The sequence below is a fragment of the Rhizobium ruizarguesonis genome, assembly GCF_012349115.1.
GTDB lineage: Bacteria > Pseudomonadota > Alphaproteobacteria > Rhizobiales > Rhizobiaceae > Rhizobium > Rhizobium ruizarguesonis.
The window spans coordinates 163,934-181,705 of record NZ_PQIG01000001.1 but is presented as its reverse complement, the minus strand read 5'-3'; the positions used below and the strand labels follow the sequence as shown (position 1 = coordinate 181,705).

11 protein-coding genes are annotated in these 17,772 nt (G+C 59.2%); 3 read left to right on the top strand and 8 right to left on the bottom strand.

The features are described from left to right. Positions 1 to 70: 70 nt before the first annotated feature. Entirely contained in the window at positions 71 to 5,242 is a 5,172-nt protein-coding gene (locus tag C3Y91_RS00790; protein ID WP_168574875.1) for a N,N-dimethylformamidase beta subunit family domain-containing protein, read from the bottom strand. A 638-nt stretch (positions 5,243 to 5,880) separates the two neighbouring features. Between C3Y91_RS00790 and C3Y91_RS00785 the strand changes: the two genes are divergently transcribed. After that, the gene (locus C3Y91_RS00785) at positions 5,881 to 7,191 is read left to right on the top strand and encodes a polysaccharide biosynthesis/export family protein (protein ID WP_027688839.1); all 1,311 of its coding nucleotides are present in this window, start codon (positions 5,881 to 5,883) and stop codon (positions 7,189 to 7,191) included. Positions 7,192 to 7,324: 133 nt separating this feature from the next. Continuing rightward, a complete protein-coding gene (locus C3Y91_RS00780; RefSeq protein WP_027688840.1) occupies positions 7,325 to 8,830 on the top strand; it encodes an O-antigen translocase in 1,506 nt (501 codons plus the stop codon). Between the two features lie 70 nt (positions 8,831 to 8,900). Here the strand turns inward: C3Y91_RS00780 and C3Y91_RS00775 are convergent, their stop codons facing one another. The 6 genes from C3Y91_RS00775 to C3Y91_RS00750 are packed head-to-tail and all read right to left on the bottom strand — an operon-like array spanning position 8,901 to position 14,432. Next, the gene (locus tag C3Y91_RS00775) at positions 8,901 to 10,118 is read right to left on the bottom strand and encodes a DegT/DnrJ/EryC1/StrS family aminotransferase (protein ID WP_130801061.1); all 1,218 of its coding nucleotides are present in this window, start codon (positions 10,116 to 10,118) and stop codon (positions 8,901 to 8,903) included. Further along, positions 10,115 to 11,086 carry an NAD-dependent epimerase/dehydratase family protein gene (locus C3Y91_RS00770; RefSeq protein ID WP_027688842.1) on the bottom strand — a complete coding sequence of 324 codons (972 nt, stop codon included), beginning with the start codon at positions 11,084 to 11,086 and terminating at the stop codon, positions 10,115 to 10,117. Before C3Y91_RS00770 ends, C3Y91_RS00775 begins: the two co-directional genes overlap by 4 nt. Further along, complete coding sequence (locus C3Y91_RS00765) at positions 11,083 to 11,802, bottom strand: acyltransferase (RefSeq protein ID WP_024322491.1); 720 nt, start codon at positions 11,800 to 11,802, stop codon at positions 11,083 to 11,085. The genes C3Y91_RS00770 and C3Y91_RS00765 overlap by 4 nt, the downstream gene beginning before the upstream one ends. Beyond that, the gene (locus C3Y91_RS00760; protein WP_168574874.1) at positions 11,792 to 12,895 is read right to left on the bottom strand and encodes a DegT/DnrJ/EryC1/StrS family aminotransferase; all 1,104 of its coding nucleotides are present in this window, start codon (positions 12,893 to 12,895) and stop codon (positions 11,792 to 11,794) included. Before C3Y91_RS00760 ends, C3Y91_RS00765 begins: the two co-directional genes overlap by 11 nt. Beyond that, positions 12,892 to 13,929: a Gfo/Idh/MocA family protein gene (locus C3Y91_RS00755; protein ID WP_018071889.1), complete on the bottom strand. Its 1,038-nt coding sequence runs from the start codon at positions 13,927 to 13,929 to the stop codon at positions 12,892 to 12,894. The genes C3Y91_RS00760 and C3Y91_RS00755 overlap by 4 nt, the downstream gene beginning before the upstream one ends. Continuing rightward, on the bottom strand, positions 13,926 to 14,432 hold the full coding sequence (locus tag C3Y91_RS00750; protein ID WP_024322493.1) for an acyltransferase: 507 nt from the start codon (positions 14,430 to 14,432) through the stop codon (positions 13,926 to 13,928). Before C3Y91_RS00750 ends, C3Y91_RS00755 begins: the two co-directional genes overlap by 4 nt. 551 nt (positions 14,433 to 14,983) lie before the next feature. On the opposite strand from C3Y91_RS00750, the gene C3Y91_RS00745 reads away from it, so the two are divergent. Continuing rightward, positions 14,984 to 15,763, top strand: coding sequence for a LuxR C-terminal-related transcriptional regulator (locus C3Y91_RS00745; protein WP_024322494.1), 780 nt, complete (start codon positions 14,984 to 14,986; stop codon positions 15,761 to 15,763). A 163-nt stretch (positions 15,764 to 15,926) separates the two neighbouring features. Here C3Y91_RS00745 and C3Y91_RS00740 read toward each other — a convergent pair whose 3' ends face one another. Continuing rightward, complete coding sequence (locus C3Y91_RS00740; RefSeq protein ID WP_024322495.1) at positions 15,927 to 17,768, bottom strand: glycosyltransferase family protein; 1,842 nt, start codon at positions 17,766 to 17,768, stop codon at positions 15,927 to 15,929. Positions 17,769 to 17,772: the final 4 nt, after the last annotated feature.

The window sequence follows — 17,772 nt, the reverse complement described above, 5'->3', positions numbered from 1 at the left end:
ACCGTCGCCGCGGCAAGCATTTGCATCGCATGCGCCTCATTTCGATCCCGTTCCCGACCTCCCCGATCCTTCACGCGGCAAGCTGCGGTCGGAAGACCACATCGGCATAGTAGTTCGCTGAATTGAAGGTGCTGGTCGGGAAGAGACCTGCGGTGGCGGAGCCGCCATACGCATAGAGGCCATTGCCGGCGGCTGGCGCCGTCAGCGGACCGTTGGTGACGGCGGTGGTGAAGAAGCTGTCGGTCGCCACGTAGGCGCCGGTCGTGTGGTAGGAGGCGACATAGGTTGTGTTGGCGGCAATGGTGAAGGGCGTCGTGAAGTTCGCCGTCTGCCAGCCACTTGCCGTGGTGTTGGTGAAGGTGGCAGTGGCAAGCTTGGTGCCCGTCGCGGTCCACAGATCGACGACGTTCTGACCGTTGTCGTTGGCGCTGCGATAGAACCTGATGCCGGTGACATCCCCGGCAACGTTCGACGTGAACTTGACGCCAAGCTCGAGCTGCTGGCCATCATTGAGGTTCGTCTGGGCCGGCGTGCTGGAGGCGGAAAACAGGCTGTAGGTCGATGGCCCCGCCGCGGCGGCGATAGTGAAAGTCTCGTTGGTCGAGAGGCCGCCGATATCGGTTGCCGTGACCTTGACGCCATAGCTGCCTGCTGTCGTCGGCGTGCCGGAGAAGGTGCGCGTCGAGGCATTGAAGGCAAGCCAGGCGGGAAGTGCGCTGCCGTCGGCAGCCGTTGCCGCGTAGGCCAGCGTCTCGCCGCTGTCGACATCGGTGAAGGTCGTCGTCGGCAGCACGTAGGAGAAGGCGGAGCCGACGGTGGCATTCTGGGTCGCCGTCTGGACGGCGAGCACCGGCGCGTCATTGGCGCCGTGGATGGTGACGGTCAGATTTGCCGTGGCGGTGGTGCCGGCGCTATCGCGCATCGTGTAGCTGAAGACATCGTTCAGCGTGTTGGTCGACAGCCGTAGCCCCTGGACGGCGGAATTGCTCTCGTTGATCGCATAGCTATAGGTGCCCGATGCATTGAGAACGAGACTGCCATAGGTGCCGTTCAGCGCCGAGCCGAGTGTGCCCGACGTCGCGCCGAAGCTGACCGCACTCACCGTCTTGGTGTCGCCAGCATCCGGATCGGTGTCGTTGGTCAGCACATTGCCGCTGGCAACCACACCACCTGAACCATTGGCGACACCACCCTTCTCGGTCGCATCCCCCGCATCGGCAACCGCCGTCGGCGTCGTATTGCCGGGAACTGACACGGCGATGTTGAAGGTCTCGTTGGCGGCAAGGCCCCCGAGGTCTGTCGCCGTCACCTTGACACCATAAGTGCCGCCCGTTGTCGGCGTGCCGGAGAAGGTCCGCGTCGAGGCGTTAAAGCTCAGCCAGGCGGGCAATGCCGTGCCGTCGGCAGCCGTTGCCGCGTAGGCCAGCGTCTCGCCGCTGTCGACATCGGTGAAGGTCGTCGTCGGCAGCACGTAGGAGAAGGCGGAGCCGACGGTGGCATTCTGGGTCGCCGTCTGGACGGCGAGCACCGGCGCGTCATTGGCGCCGTGGATGGTGACGGTCAGATTTGCCGTGGCGGTGGTGCCGGCGCTATCGCGCATCGTGTAGCTGAAGACATCGTTCAGCGTGTTGGTCGACAGCCGTAGCCCCTGGACGGCGGAATTGCTCTCGTTGATCGCATAGCTATAGGTGCCCGATGCATTGAGAACGAGACTGCCATAGGTGCCGTTCAGCGCCGAGCCGAGTGTGCCCGACGTCGCGCCGAAGCTGACCGCACTGACCGTCTTGGTGTCGCCGGCATCCGGATCGGTGTCGTTGGTCAGCACATTGCCGCTGGCAACCACACCACCCGAACCATTGGCGACCCCGCCCTTCTCGGTCGCATCCCCCGCATCGGCGACCGCCGTCGGCGTCGTATTGTTCGCATTCGAGGGGTTGAACATCACATCGACCCAATAGTTCGTCTGGTCGAAGCTGCTCGCCGGGAATACGCTTGTGCCATAGTTATAGACGCCGTTGCCGCTTGCCGGCGCCGTCAGCGGGCCACTCGTCACATTGGAGAGGAAGTAGTTGGCGGTCGTCGAATAGTTGCCGACATTCGTATGATAAGATGCCGTATAGGTCTGTCCGGGTGTCAACGTCACCGGGCTCGAGAAAGTAGCGCTCTGCCAGCCGCTGGCTGTCTCGTTGGTGAAGGTGAGGGTCGCAAGCCGCGTGCCCGTGCTTGACCAGAGCGACCCGCTATGTGTGCCCGTATCCAGGCTGCTCTTGTAAAACCGAATACCGCTCACCGTGCCCGCCACGGAGGACTGGAATTTGACCCCGAGCTCAACGGCTGCAGTGTCGTTGGTGTTGACGACCGCCGGCGTCGCGCCGCCGAAGAGTGATGTAAAAGTCGGCCCGGTGACGGTGACAGTGCGTCCCGCCGAGGGTGTCTCGAGGTTGATGTTGTCGTCCACTGCCCGCGACCGGATCGTATAGGTGCCGGCAATCGACGGCGACCATGTGTAGGTCCAGTTCTCGTCGCCCGTGGCCGGATGCCAGCTCGCACCGTTGTCGGTGGAAACCTCGACGCTGGCGATGACCCCGCCGCCCGTGTCGGCAGCGGTGCCCGAAATCGTCACGATGGATCCAGCGGTCACCGTGGCGGGTACCGTGATGACGGAGGTCGGCGCAGTATGGTCCGATGAAGCAGTCGCGGCGGTCAGCCCGGATTGCAGCGTCCCCGGCTGAACGCCCATGTCGGCAAGCAGATTGACCATTGCCTGCTGCACGCGGGGATCGGTGGGGGTCGCCTCGTTATCGTGATTGTCGCTCAGGCCCCATGTCCAATAGACCGTACCGGCGCCGAACACCAATGCACCGCTGGGCGCACGATAGAGGGTCAGATTGTGGGTCGCGGTCGCATCGCCGGTCGTGTTTCCGTAGTCGAGCAAGTAAGTGCTGACTGGCAGCGTCGTCGACGAGAGTTTTACCAGGCCGGCCGGATCGAAGCCATTGTCCGGCGCTTCATCCCACTCGTAGCCAAGATAATTCTTGGTGAGCGTTGCCGTCTGGCCGGGCTGAAGGTTTGCGACGCTCGTATTGCGCCAGAAGCGCAGGTTGGCATCATCATAGGCAACCTTGATCGCGCCAAGATTGCCGCCGACGTCATCGACCTTGAAGAGTTGGCCGGTCAGCGAGTTCTCAGGATTGCCGCCACCGATAGCAGGCGGGCTGAGGCGCGGGTCGCGGAAGGTGCCTGTCCATTCGTTGGAAGGATCGAGGCTGGTACCGGGCGGTCCCCAAGTCTCCTTGTAGGAGATCAGGGTGCGATAAGGGGTTCCGTCGGCGCTGTAGGCATTACCCCAACGGGTACGCCAGTAGACCTCGTTGCCACTCCAGAACATAAGGTTGACGCCCGCATCGCGTGCGGCTTCGACATTGGTCCTCTGCTGTCCCGACCAGTATTCGTCGTGCCCGGCATCGATATAGGTCTTGTGATTGAGCAGGAGACTGCCATAGCGGTCGGCGTCGACGCCCGACATATAGGAGACGTCATAACCGTTCTGTTCCAGCCAGTAGATGCCTGCATATTCGGCGCCGAACAGATAGTCCTGCGGGCCGGCATAGGTGCCGACTCCATCGCGGGTCGCAATCGGCCTGTTGTAGCTGACCGCATAGGCGCGACCAGCGCCCTGGCCCGTCGCGGGGCCGTTGCCGCCATAGAAGTTTGCGCCACCCCAGCCGTTGTAAGCTTGCCAGGTCTCGTCTGCGGTCTGGAAGACGACGTCGCTGTGGCTGGCATCGTCGCGCACGATGAACGGGATTTGATTTTCGCCAGAGGTGCCATCCTGGCGCACGAGCTTGGCGATATAGACGCCTGAGACGGCATCATCAGGTACGGTCCACGAAGCCGAGACCGCCCAGTTGCCGGCATCGACCGTGCCGGTCGTAGCATTGCGCAACGGATTGGGCTGGGTCTGCAATCCGGTATGCTGCATTGTCGCGACCTTGCGCGCGCCCATGCCGCCATAATAGCCGAGTCGATAGATATCGATCCGGTAGTTGGTGGAATTCGTGTTGATCTTGAAGCTGACCGTGTTGCCGTTGTCGACGCTGATGTCGGTCGCAAACCCTTCGATGTTGGTGCTGCCGGCACCGTCGATGCCCCACTCGCTCTCCGGATTGCCCTGCTTCTGGTTTTCCAGCACGATCGCGTTGCTGGCCGCCGCAGCAGCGGCCGCCAGATTTTGCGTCGTCAACGAGCGCTGCGCAGAAGGTTGAGGCGGCGTCGTCACCGAGCCGGAAAGAATGCCGACACCCTTCGTGGTCGTGCCCTTTCCGGTCTCTCCGCCGCCGGGCAACGATCCGTTCAGGGCCGTTGATTCTGTCCACGTTGCGGTTCCGCGCCAGCCCGAGAGAGGAGACAGGCTACGATCGAGAAGCGGGTCGCTGACCGAGGCTCCGATGGCCTTCTTGATCGTCTCCACATAGTCCGGACCTTCGGTCAGCCTTGTTCCCGGCAACTGACCATCTTGCTGAAGCAAGGCGCCGCCATGGGCCCAATCGAGAATCCGTGTGGGGGACGTATAGTAGCCGCACCCGCACACACCAAAGGGCATGCCAAACGCCAGCGCATTTGCTCCAGCATGCTGCCCGGTCGACTGCGCCGACGGCGTCGATTCGAGAATGACGACTTTGCCCGAGTGCGTGCGCTCAGCCGCCACCGCAGCAGAACCCTGCCCCGAAGTTGTCGATGCAGGGCTTTGCGGCAGATATGGAGCCAAAGGATCATCGCCTATGAGGCTCGTTCCAGCGTAGGTGCGATAAGGGGTCGATTGAGCCCCGAATGCAATTCCTTTCGCGTTCAGCTGGAAACCTGCAAAACCAGGCGTGTGGGCGGGCAACACGGACGCGGCAGTATGACCGCTTCGCCCCCCCGCCTCGCGACTTGTTGCGAAGGCGTCGGGCAAGGGCGGCGATACGCGAGTGATATTGGCCAGACCGTCCGGGTCCTCGATCACGCTCACTCTATGTTCAGAGTCATGCTCGTTGAGCGCCGCGTTGTTGTGGGGATTGTCGACAAGCGTACCATACTTGTTTCCATCGGCAGTTTGCACGGATGCCGCAAGTTGAGCACTGTCCTCGTGCTTTTCGGCAGGTTTGCGCGGCTTTCCCTTGCCGCCGACGGTCAGCCATCCGGGAATCAACGAATCCACCAGGAGTGAGCGTGAGGTCCACCGACGAGCGTTGCGATACATGGCAGGCACCTCCCGCGAGATTATCAGGATCGAATCTATGAGGACCGCTCAATAGGCGGCCCTGAATTGTAGTCGAAAAATGAGAGAGTATAGGCTACGCCTTTCGCTCTACAGGCGGCATCCTTTGGGCAACCGGCCGTGTTGCACGCCCAGGTGATGAATGCGACGCGCGAAGATTCGCCGCTTGCTGTGCAAGCTTGAAGCCGCATAGGTGGCTGAGATGGCGGCATCTTCGGTCGTCAAGATCTGGCACGAGAACGGCCTTGTGCAGCACCGCTGGCGCTGCTTCGAGTTGTCGAATGAAAGGCGACGCCGCCGGTCAATATCGTCGTCCGGCAAAATTTGGAGATGCGAGCATAAAGGCTCTGCCGCGGGGGATTGCGGTTCTTCGAGGCTAGCACGCCCGAGGCGACGCCCTGTGTCGCGCCGAAGATATGTGTTTCTGCTCGATTTAGGCTTAAGCACCCTCCCCACCTCATCAATTGTGATTAGGCAAATGAACCGACCTCCACCTTCCTCAAGGCTTCGCCAGACTGCACACTAGCGATCTGGTTTTGGGCTTGGCGTCCGGCGCTCGAACAGTGCTCAAGGCATTGGACCAGCGTCCGTTAAAGGATGTTTTGAAGGCGAGACATGTAATGAATCTATCGCACCGTGCCCCGCACCCGTTCTTTCGCGCCACGTTTATCATCAGCGCACTCGTCTTTTTTGCCGGAGCTGTGTCGCCGGCTCTCGCCGATAGCGCCCCGTTGGCTCCACAAACGAAAATCCGCCTGACGGTCGTGCAATGGATGCCGTCCAAGGGCCAGTTTGAGCGATGGGATGCGATTGGCGGCGAATATACGGTTTCAGATGCAGGTGAGGTCTCCCTACCCTTTCTGGGGTCGCAGTCAGTTGGAAGTCTGGACAGTGCGAGCCTCACCAACGAGATCGCCAAGCGCCTTCAGGCAAAGATGGGTTTGGCACAGGCGCCTGCGGTGACCATCGACGTTCTCGAATACCCACCAATCTATGTCGTGGGAGACGTAACCACTCCTGGTCAATACAGTTTCCGCCCCGGAGTGACCGTCCTGCAATCCCTGGCAATGAGCGGCGGGCCGCGTCGCGCCAAAGATCAGCAGCAAACGCATTCGACGCAACTCGTAGGAGAATTGCGCGAAATCAATCACTCGATTCTGCGCAGCACCGCGAGATTGGCGCGGCTCCAGGCAGAGATGGATGGAGCACAGGAGATTACCTTCGATCAGATGACTGGCGCCGATCAGCAATTTGCTGCCGGAATATACAATGAGGAAAGGATTATCTTTCGGGCTCGCGCCAATGCGTTGGAGAGGCAGGCAAGGGCGTTCACCGAATTACGCGATCTTTTAACCACCGAGATATCGACGTTGGAAGAGAAACTGACGGGCGCAGACGACAATATCAAATCCGTCAATGACCAATTGGTCAGCGTCAAGTCCCTGGTCCAGAAAGGCCTCACGGTCTCGTCAAGGCAGCTGGATCTGGAACGGTTGCTGACGACTTACCGCTCCGACAAGCTCGACCTTGTCACCGCCGTCATGCGGGGCCGCCAGGCGATCAGCGAGACGACGCGGAACCTTGAGGGACTTTACGACGCACGCCGGAGCGAAGTGGCGACCGAAGCGCAGTCCGAACGGGCAAGTCTCGATCAAATGAAAATGAAGCGCGAAACAACGCAGAAGCTGCTCATCGAAGATCTTGGGAGCAACGACGGCATCAAAAGCCTCGGCGAGGACCTCCCGCTTACCTTTAGCGTGACCCGTCGGAATGGAGGACAAATCGATCAGTTTGAAGCCTCGGAAACGACGACGCTGGCACCGGGCGATGTGGTGAGAGTCGTTCAGCCTCATATTTTGGATAGTTCGCTTCAGACCGACTCAGCCCGATCTTTCGAAGCCCAAACGCTCGCAGATCGAGCCGGCCAGTGACCCGCGACGTGCACCTATTAACACAGCTGGAGCGGACGTTGGAGCGTCACCAAGGCGCTAAGGCCGCCTGCCTGGAAGAAATCGCTCTTGATATGGACCGGCCACAACCGAACCTGACGGCTAGGGTTAAGTGATGACTTTGCGCATGACCCCACCCAGCGGTCAGACTTATACCCAAATCCTGAAGTCGACGATGTTGATGGGCGGGTCCTCGCTGGTCAATGTCGCCCTTAGCATCATTCGCAACAAGGCGCTCGCCCTTCTACTCGGTCCCGAAGGTGTGGGGCTTCTCGGTCTTTACGGGGCAATCCTCGACATCGCACAAGCGATAGCTGGTATGGGCGTGAGCAGCAGCGCTGTGCGCCGGGTCGCTGAGGCGGCGGGCGCCGGCGACGGAGAGAAGATCGCGCGGTCGGCGACAGCGCTCAGACGCATCTCGCTGGTGCTCGGGTTGCTTGGCGGGCTTATGCTTGCGGCGCTGGCGTTTCCGGTCTCGAAATTCACCTTCGGCGACTACCAGCACGCCGGCGGCGTTGTACTGCTCTCCCTGGCCGTATTCTTTCGGCTCGTGTCTGCCGGGCAAGCTGCCTTGATCCAGGGCTTGCGGGGCATTGCAAATCTTGCCCGCATCAATGTGCTTTCAGGGCTCTTCGGCACGATAGTCAGCATCCCGCTAATCTATCTGTTCGGCGAACAGGCGATTGTACCCTCTCTCGTGGCGATCGCGGCCGTCTCAGTCCTTCCCACCTGGTGGTACAGCAAACAGATATCCACGCACCCACAGCCAATGTCGGCGCGCCAGTTCGGCCGGGAAGCGAAATCCCTGTTCAGGCTCGGTGTTGCTTTCATGGCAAGCGGACTTCTGACCTTCGGCGCGGCCTATGCCATTCGCATTATCGTGCTGAATGAAGGAGGCGTCGTAGCGGCGGGATTGTATCAGGCAGCCTGGGCGCTTGGCGGTCTCTACGCCGGCTTCATCCTGCAGGCGATGGGAACGGACTTCTATCCGCGCTTGACGGCAATCGCGCACAATGATGCCGAGTGCAACCGGCTGGTCAATGAGCAGGCGGAAATCAGCTTGTTGCTGGCCGGCCCTGGTCTGCTCGCTACCCTGACCCTGGCACCGCTCGTGATGAGTTTGTTCTATTCGGCGGAGTTTCATGGGGCCGTGGAGCTTCTGCGCTGGATCTGCCTTGGAATGATGCTCAGGATCGTCGCCTGGCCGATGGGTTTCATCGTCCTGGCGAAGGGTGCGCAGACGATCTTCTTTTGGACGGAGGTCGCAGCAACGCTGGTGCATGTGGGGCTGGGGTGGCTCCTTGTATCAGAATTCGGCACTTCAGGGGCCGGCATGGCATTCTTCGGCCTCTACGTCTGGCATAGTATTCTGATTTACGTGATCGTGCATCGACTGACTGGCTTTCGCTGGTCGCCGGCCAATCGCAGGCACGCGCTTCTGTTCCTGCCTGCATCGGGATTGGTCGTCTCGGTCTTTTTGTTCTTACCGCTATGGCCGGCGACGGTGATTGGCTTTGTCGCCGTCGCTCTCTGCGGGCTCTATTCGCTGCGCATGCTGATCGACCTGCTTCCGGAGTCCGTGCCAGCAACCATCCGCGGATGGATCACGAAATCAGCATGACGAACAATGCGCGCATCCGGAGATACGCGCATTGTTTCGTTATGCATTGTTACGTCAGGCATTTGTGGGTTCAGGCGACAGCGACATCCATGGCACGTTGCACGCTGGCGGCTCCGACGGTCGCTTCCGCAAGGGCTGCGCGAAGGGCCTCAACAACCCGGTCCATGTCGGACACCGTCATCTGGGCATAAAGCGGCAGGATTATCGTTTGCTGCTGCGCAGATACGCTTCGCACCAGGCTCGTGGCAGCGCGGTGGGAGCTCTCACCAGAATAGGCTTTCTCCAGATGAATGTTCATCACCCCGCGCCGGGTCGAGATCCCCTGATCGAGCAGGGTCTGCATGATGGCGCGCTGGTCGATCGTATCGGCCAGTCTCACACAGAAGCTCTGCCAGTTGCTGCGAGCCCAACCCGGCTCGGCCGGCAGAGAAAGCCCGGCAATCGTCGACAGACGTTCGCAATATTGCTCGGCAAGCAGCCGGCGCTGGGCAACCAGCTCCGGCAGCCGCCGCAACTGCTCGCGTCCGACGGCCGCCTGAAGATCGGTCATCCGATAATTGTAACCCAACTCGTCATAGTCTTCGAAGATGACCTGTTTCGAGCCGTGACGAACAGCATCGGTGACGCTCATGCCATGCTGGCGCCAGAGTCGGAACTTTCGGTCATATTCGGGATTGGCCGTCGTCAACATGCCGCCATCGCCTGTCGTGACGACCTTCCTGGGGTGGAAGGAGAAACAGGCAATATCGCCATGCGCTTTGCCGATCTTTTCCCAACGGCCGTCCCACAGGATTTCGCTTCCCGTCGCACAGGCTGCATCCTCGATGACCGGTATCTGGTGGCGCTTGCCGATCTCCACGATGGCGCGGAGATCGCAAGGCATGCCGAGTTGATGCACGCAGAGAATTGCCTTGGTGCGGGGCGTGATTGCCCTTTCGATCAGACTGGCGTCGATGTTGTAACCATCTTCTTCAATATCGACGAAAACAGGCACCGCATCGCAGTAGCGAACCGCGTTTGCGGTCGCGATGAAAGAATGGCTGACCGTGACGACTTCATCACCGGCGGATATGCCGACCGCCTTCAGGGCCAGATGCAACGCGGTCGTGCAATTGGACATGGCGCAAGCATGCGCAGCGCCCACAAAGGCAGCGAATTCACGCTCGAAAGCCGCGACTTCCGGCCCCTGCGTCACCCATCCCGACAGAATAACGCGGCGCGCAGCCTCGGCCTCTTCCTCCCCGAGGACGGGTTTGGCGACCGGAATTGTCAATTGAGATGAGCTCATGCAGCCGCCCCCCCTGCGTTGGTCTGCATTTGCCACCAGGCAACGAGATCACGAAGCCCTTGCTCCATAGAGATCTCAGCCTTGAAGCCGAGGAGCCGTTCAGCCTTGCTGATATCGGCAAGGCGACGGGTCACACCGTTGACCGTGCGGGCCTCTTTGTGCTGCGGTTCGAGTGAGGAACCCATAATGTCGCTCAGCATCTTCGCCAGTTCCAGCAGGCTTATTTCCTTGCCGCTCGCGACGTTGAACACTTCGTCTGTGACATCGCTTTTGGCGGCCAGAATGTTTGCGCGGGCGATGTCGCGTGCATCGACGAAGTCCATCGTCTGGCTACCATCCCCATAGATGAGGGGCGGCATCCCGGCCATCAGGCGTTCCATCCAACGGATCAGAACTTCCGTATAGGCGCCGTAAACGTCCATGCGCGGCCCATAGACGTTGAAATAACGAAGCGCGACATAGCGCAGGCCGTACATCTCCGAAAAGCTACGCATCAGCCCCTCGTTGAATGTTTTCGCCGCGCCGTAGATCGTCCGGTTATTGTAGGGGTGATGCTCTTCGGTCGTTGGAAAATTCTCGGCAAGCCCCAGAACGGAAGCGGAAGATGCAGCAACGACCTTCGATACGCCCGCCTTGACGGCGGCTTCGAGAACGTTAAACGTGCCCTCCGCAAGGACCTCGAATGCCAGTCGTGGCTCTTCGGCGCATTGCGTGATGCGGATGGCGGCTTGATGAAAGACGATGTCGACGCCTTCGAAGACTTTTGCGAGAACCGCTCTGTCGCGGATATCTCCGTCGATGATCTTAAGAGGCGCGCTTGATATCGCCGAGCTGAGATTGTCCCGGCGCCCGCGCACGAAATTGTCGAGGACGATGATCTCGCGAGGTTTTTCCAGAGCGACAAGATCGGCAATATGCGAGCCGATCAGACCGGCACCGCCGGTAATGAGCACCCGTTTGTCTCTCATGATCTTCCCTCACGCAACATGTTCGTCATCGGATCATTGTCCGAACGCCAACGTATGAATTTCGCAGGTACACCTGCGGCGACCGAGAACGGCTCGACGTCGGAAACGACAACTGCCCCCGCTCCAACGATCGCCCCCTTCCCGATGGTCACGCCGGGAAGAATGGTCGCATTCGTTCCGATATCGGCCTCTGCACAGATTCGTACCGGCTTGATTTCAAGATCCGTGCGAATGATCGGCACATCCAAGGGCAGTGCCGTGTGGGTCGAGCCAAGCACCTTGGCGCCAGGTCCCCACCCGACAGAATCCTCGATCACGAGATCGCGAGCGTCGAAATAGGCCATCGGCCCGATCCAGACATTGTCGCCGATCACGCAGGTGCCATCGTAGCGACCCTGGATATAGGCCTGAGCCCCGATGAACACCCCATTGCCGATATCGAACGTCTCGGGATGTTTGAAACCGGCACCGCCTGCAACCTGCAATCCTGTGCCACAGCTCCGCGTGATGGCTTGCCAGATGGCTTTTCGCATCAGAGTATCGATGACACCGTCACCGGTCGCGAAACGACCGTATAGTTCGATCAGGCCAGCGCGCCCGTATGACTGCCTGAGTTCTTCGGCCAGCCCGGCCTGGTAGGCAGGGTCCGCCGGCCTTTCATGACGGCCATGGACCGCTTGCACGATCCGGGCCTCGCCCGCACGGTTAGCTGACATAGGTGTTCTCCAGCGCGGCGGCCACCTGGTCGACGTGCCACGCAGGCATCTCGGGATAGATCGGCAGCGAGAGGACCTCCCGTGCGGCAGCTTCCGATATAGGGAGATCGCCGGCCTTGTAACCAAGGTCGGCATGGGCCTTCTGCAGATGAACTGGGATCGGATAGTGCAGCCCGGACTGAATGCCCTCTTCGCTCAGTACGCGCTGAAGCTGGTCGCGATCGCGGCTTCTGATGGCATAGACGTGATAGACGTGGCGCCGGTCGGCGATTTCGACAGGCGTCCTGAGATTCGCCGAACCGCCCAGCAGCAACGTGTAGCGGCGTCCGTGGGCGCGCCGCGCTTCGGTCCAGGCTTCGAGATGCCGGAGCTTGATGCGCAGGATCGCGCCCTGAATGGCATCCATGCGGTAGTTGAAGCCCTTCAGCAGATGGTGATAGCGCTGTTCCTGACCCCAGTCGCGCAGCATGCGCATCGTCTTGGCCTGATCGTCGCTGTTCGTGACGACGATCCCCCCCTCGCCGCAGGCGCCGAGATTTTTACCGGGGTAGAAGCTGAAGCAGCCGGATGTGCCGATGCTGCCGGCGCGCGCACCTTTGTATTGCGCTCCGTGCGCCTGGCAGGCGTCCTCGATGACCGGTATCCGGTAGTGGTCAGCAATCGCTTTGATCGCGTCCATATCGGCCATCTGACCGTAGAGATGGACAGGAACAATGGCCTTGGTTCGGGGTGTAATCTTTGCTTCGAGTTGCGCCGGATCCATCGTGAGCGTCACGGGCTCGACATCGACGAATACCGGTCGTGCACCTGCGTAGCAGATCGCCGATACGGTTGCGACGAAGGTAAATGGCACGGTGATGACTTCATCGCCGGGGCCCACGCCTGCCGCGAGAAGCGACAGATGCAGGGCACTCGTCCCGGTGTTGACGGCTATCGCATGTTTGACGTTGCAATAGTCCGCGAATTCCTGCTCGAGGCGAGCGACCTCCTCGCCCAATATGTATTGCCCCGAGGCCAGGACACCGAGCACGGCGGCGTCGATTTCGCTCTTGATGGATTGATATTGTGCCTTGATATCCAGGAACGGGATCATGCAATGCGCCTCGCCTCTTCAAGCTCGATGATACGACCGCGCTGGGCGAGCGATCGGCTTGCGGCTTCAAGGATGCGAACGACCCGCAGCCCGGCTTGGCCATCCGTAATGGGCCGCGAATTCTGCTCGATGCAATCGACGAACTGATCCAGTTCGCGTTTCAGTGCTTCGGTCATATCGAGCTTGGGCGCCCACATGTCACCGCTGCGGTAGCCGACCATCATCTGATGCACCTTCTCGCCATATGCATCGGAATTGGGGCACATGGTGATGCCCTTGTCATAGACCTTGATCTTTTCGCTGGGCTCCAGATCGTCATAGACGATCATCTTGCTGCTGCCGCCGATCAGCGTGCGGCGGACCTTGACTGGCGCCAGCCAATTGACGTGGATATGTGCGATGAGCTTGCTCTCGAAAAAAAGCGTCAGATAGGCGATGTTCTCCGGCTCGCCGAGCACATGGCTCATGCCCGTCGCAGAAACGGCTACCGGCCTTTCCTGCACAACATGGTCCAGGATGGACAGATCATGCACCGCGAGGTCCCAGATGACGCTGACATCGTGCTGGAAGAGCCCCAGATTGACCCGAACCGAGTCGTAGTAATACATGTCGCCGAGGCCGCTTTCGACCAGCTCGCGCATCTTGCGGACGGCGCCGGTATGGACGAAAGTATGATCCACAGCCAGCACGAGGCGTCTGCGGGCGGCTTCCTCGACCATCCGCGAGGCTTCCTCCGTCGTCGAAGCCATCGGCTTTTCGACGAAGACATGCTTTCCGGCCATCATAGCCTGCATTGCGAGCTTGAAATGGGTGAAGACCGGCGTCGCGATAGCGATGGCATCCACTCTTGGATCGCGCAGGACTTCCTCGAAATCATCGGTGATCGTCACTGCGGGGTAGCGGCTTTTGACAGCCGCCAACCGTTCGACATTGAGATCACAGACTGAAATGAGCTGCGCGCCGGCCGCTTCCGAGATGTTACGAACCAGATTCGGACCCCAGTACCCATACCCAACAACGGCGATACCGATCATTGCACTTCTCCCAACGCTTGCATGTTGACTGATCGGTCATGAACGCGACCGATGATCCTGGCCGGGACGCCGACAACAATGGCGCCGTCGGGCACATCCTTGGTTACAACCGCGCCGGCGCCGACCTGTGCGGCTTCTCCGATGATCACGCCAGGCAGAATAGTGGCGTTGCTGCCGATCGACGCGAGACGCTTGACCAGCGTAGGGATGAGGATCCAGTCGGTCTCCGTCTGCAGGCTGCCGTCCGCATTGACGGCGCGCGGGTATGTGTCGTTGGTAAACATGACCCCGTGGCCTATGAACACGCCGTCTTCCAGCGTCACGCCCTCACAGAGGAAGGAATGACTGGAGATCTTGCAGTCTTTTCCGACGACGACGTTCTTCTGAATCTCGACAAAGGTGCCGATGCGCGTTCCTGCACCGATCGTACAGCCGTAGAGATTCACGAGGTCCGGATGGTGGATAATGGTGCCGTCATCCAGCTTGACGTTTGATGCAATCATCCCTGCAAAACCCCTAACTCTTGAACAGGTCCAGACTTTCAGTTGAAACCAACGATCGCTCGATTGCACCCAAGGTTTCACACCGACAGGACTAATATTTTTCTACGCCCCAAAGAGAATTGTTTTCTGCATCTGAGTAAAGAAACAAAACGTTTAAGGTTATTCACCTAAAGGCGTATCTACTTATGATGACTTACACCCTTGTTGATACATCGACCGACGTTGGTGCCGGGCTCACCTACCGCATCCGTTGTGGTCCTACGCCGGAGACTGCGATTGTTTCCATGCATTTAGTGGGCCATCGCAAACTACGGTGTAACTATGAAGTTTATTCTGCAATCTTTCTAGTAACACCCAAGACTACTTCAGATTTATCTTTCTATTTCCGACTTGCAATGGAAGTTGCTCACTACTTAGCCTATATTAGCTACTGTAACGCTCCGCGAATTGTGGTATTCGATTCCTACTTTAGAGTTTCCTAAACCCCCGTATTGAGAGGGGTTGGTACTCGGGCTGTAGTTGAGCGTAACGTGTTAGGGGAGGGTGAAGCTGTGAATTCAGCACTTATACCGAATTTGGACCTCAGGCAGGAGAACTTAGCTCTTCCCCTCAGGATGGAAAATAATCCAAACACAACTGCCGTGCCGGGAAGACACACGCATTCGCTTGTCATTCTCGATAATCGTGAACTCGATCGGCAATGCTTGGCGCAATGCATGGCTGCCGAAAAGGCGGATTTGGAGATTCTGGCTTTTGGCTCAATTGAGGAGTGGAAGCAGAAGCGCGACGAACATCCTCCGCTTTCGGCAATCCTCTTGAACGTCGGCGGCAAAAAGATCGATGAACCGGCCGTTTCGGAGCAAATCCGGAAGCTTGCGTCGGAATTCGTATCAACTCCGCTCATCGTATTGGCCGATAGCGACGATTTCGGCCAAATCGTTAAGGCACTTGAGTACGGAGCCAAAGGGTTCATACCCGCCTCAGTCAGCGTCAGTGTCTGTATGGAGCTGATCGCGCTGTCAGTGGCAGGAGGAATTTTTGTGCCTGCAAGCGCCCTGTTCGCCATGCGTCACTTGCTGGACTCGAGCAATTCGACCGCCCGCCCCCTGGCCGGCATATTCACGGATCGTCAGGTCGAAGTCGTGGAGGCGCTGCGACGCGGCAAGGCGAACAAAATTATCGCTTATGAGCTTAATCTGCGAGAAAGCACGGTAAAGGTGCATGTTCGTAATATTATGAAAAAGGTCAAAGCAACGAATAGAACCGAAGTCGTGTTCAAGCTCAACGACCTTTTTCTTTCGGGCGGCTCCGCGGCCAGCAGCCTTTGCTGATGCGGTCGGCCGATCAGATCTTGCATCGCATCACCAGCGCATCCTCGGTGGCGGCGCGCCAAATACGCCACCGAGTCCGCGATTGCATCTTCATCCTCAACTGGGAAGTTTGTCATGCACGCCTCTCCAGGCGAGGCGGTCTGCAGGTGCGATTTTCCCACAGCTAATTGCCGGCGCCCATAGGAAGCCTGGAAAGCGCCGTTCGGATCCTGCGCAACGGGCCTCTCTGCGAACGGGGGACCAGACCGCGCGCAAGATGCCAGAAATATCGGAACTCAGGCAGCGGCGGTACATTCGGCCGCAGGCGATTCAGGCGCAGTCTGACCATCAGGCCGTCGACGCCTGAATATAGTCGCAGACGCCAACCAGCATCACGTTTGAAGTGTAGAAATGTTACTTTCTCGGCGGCGCCGCTTCCGCCGACGGGAGCGTGACGAAGAACATTTGCAAGATCTGGCTGCTGACAGCGCTCAAGAATATCGGAGAACCATGCAAGCCAATCGGAATCGCTCCGATCGGGAATCTGATGAATGCTTTTTCGATCGCTGCCATACCGTCCCGATACGACCCCATCGCCTGAGCGACCGAGCTGCGCGATGACGAGGCGCGCGCGCCTGAATTCGTCGTGGGATAGAGATGGATAGAAATCTTGCAGCCTCCGCGCCCGCTCAAACTGGCCTCTGCAGATCAAAGCGAGAAGGAAGTACGCCCACTCGACCGGATCCGGGTTGAGTGCCCCATATTCGATCATGGTCACCTTGACCAGGTCCACCAAAAGGTCATAGGCGCGCTCGGCGTCGCCCTCCTGCAATGCACAGATGGCAAGGCGGAATTTGGCTTCGGGCAGGTAGGATACATAGTCCAGGCAGCGCGCGTAGCACTGCTTGGCTTCCTCCACCCTGCCCTGCTCGAGGAGCAGATCGCCCTGCTTCAGCAAAGCGCGATCGCTCGCTTTCCCCACGACATGGACGCTCTCTTGCTTGGAGATCCGCTGGACCTTTGTAAGATCGCCGAAGGGGCCGGACTGGATGATCTTTTCGCCGAACTGCAGGCCTTTGTTCAGCATGAACCACTGATATATTTGTGGCCTGTGGCTCACTGTATGACACGAATGGATCAAACTGTAACCAGCTGTCGTGATACGCCGTATTTCGTCGGGATGGGCAAAAAGGTAATTTAGTCGCTCGACCACGTTGTGGCCGTCAACAAAGACACAGTTTTCCATGTCGAGAAAGCCGGCTGCCTCCACTGCTGCCGTGCGTTCGGTCACGAGACAGGCATTTGCCCCGGGAATCTCAAAGTGCTTGCGTACGACCTCGCCGCCCATTGTGCCGCAGGTGGGGACGACGAGGCTCGCGTTGAGCGCGCGCGCATAAGCCTCACCAGACAGGAGCTGGGAAGCTAGCTTGCTCTCATAGGCGTGTTGCGGCGAGACCAGGCAGGGGTAACGGTCGCGGATCATCGGAAAGACCGTCTGTCGCCAGGGATAAAGGCCATAGGCCTGACCTGTGAGCATGACAGGGATGACCTTTTGCTGGCCATAGTCGTGGTAGACTTCCGGATCGATGAAATTTGGCCAGACGAACAGATTCTCCTTCACCGCCGGCATATATTCCGGAGTCATCGTTGCGATCGCGAAATACGCCTCGATGCCCCACTGCTCCATATCGGAAAGGAAGCCCGCGCGTCGATCGCACCATGCGTCCGCGTTATGAAGGCCAAGCTTCGGAACGGCGATATGTGTATTGGTGTTGGTGACTTTTATCCGACGCGACCCATGCGAGCGATAACCGCTTTCAAACAGCGTCAGTTCCGGCTCGTACCTGTCGCATATCTCTGCATAGTCGCAGTCGCGGTTAATGACGACGACATCGAAATGTGTTGCGAGGCATTTGACCTGCTGCTGCATGTGCAGCAGCAGGTAACCGGCCGCGTTCGCATTGGGCTGATGGTCCCATTGAAAAAAAACGAGCCGCGGTTTTCGATGATCAACGTTGCTATTCATGTCC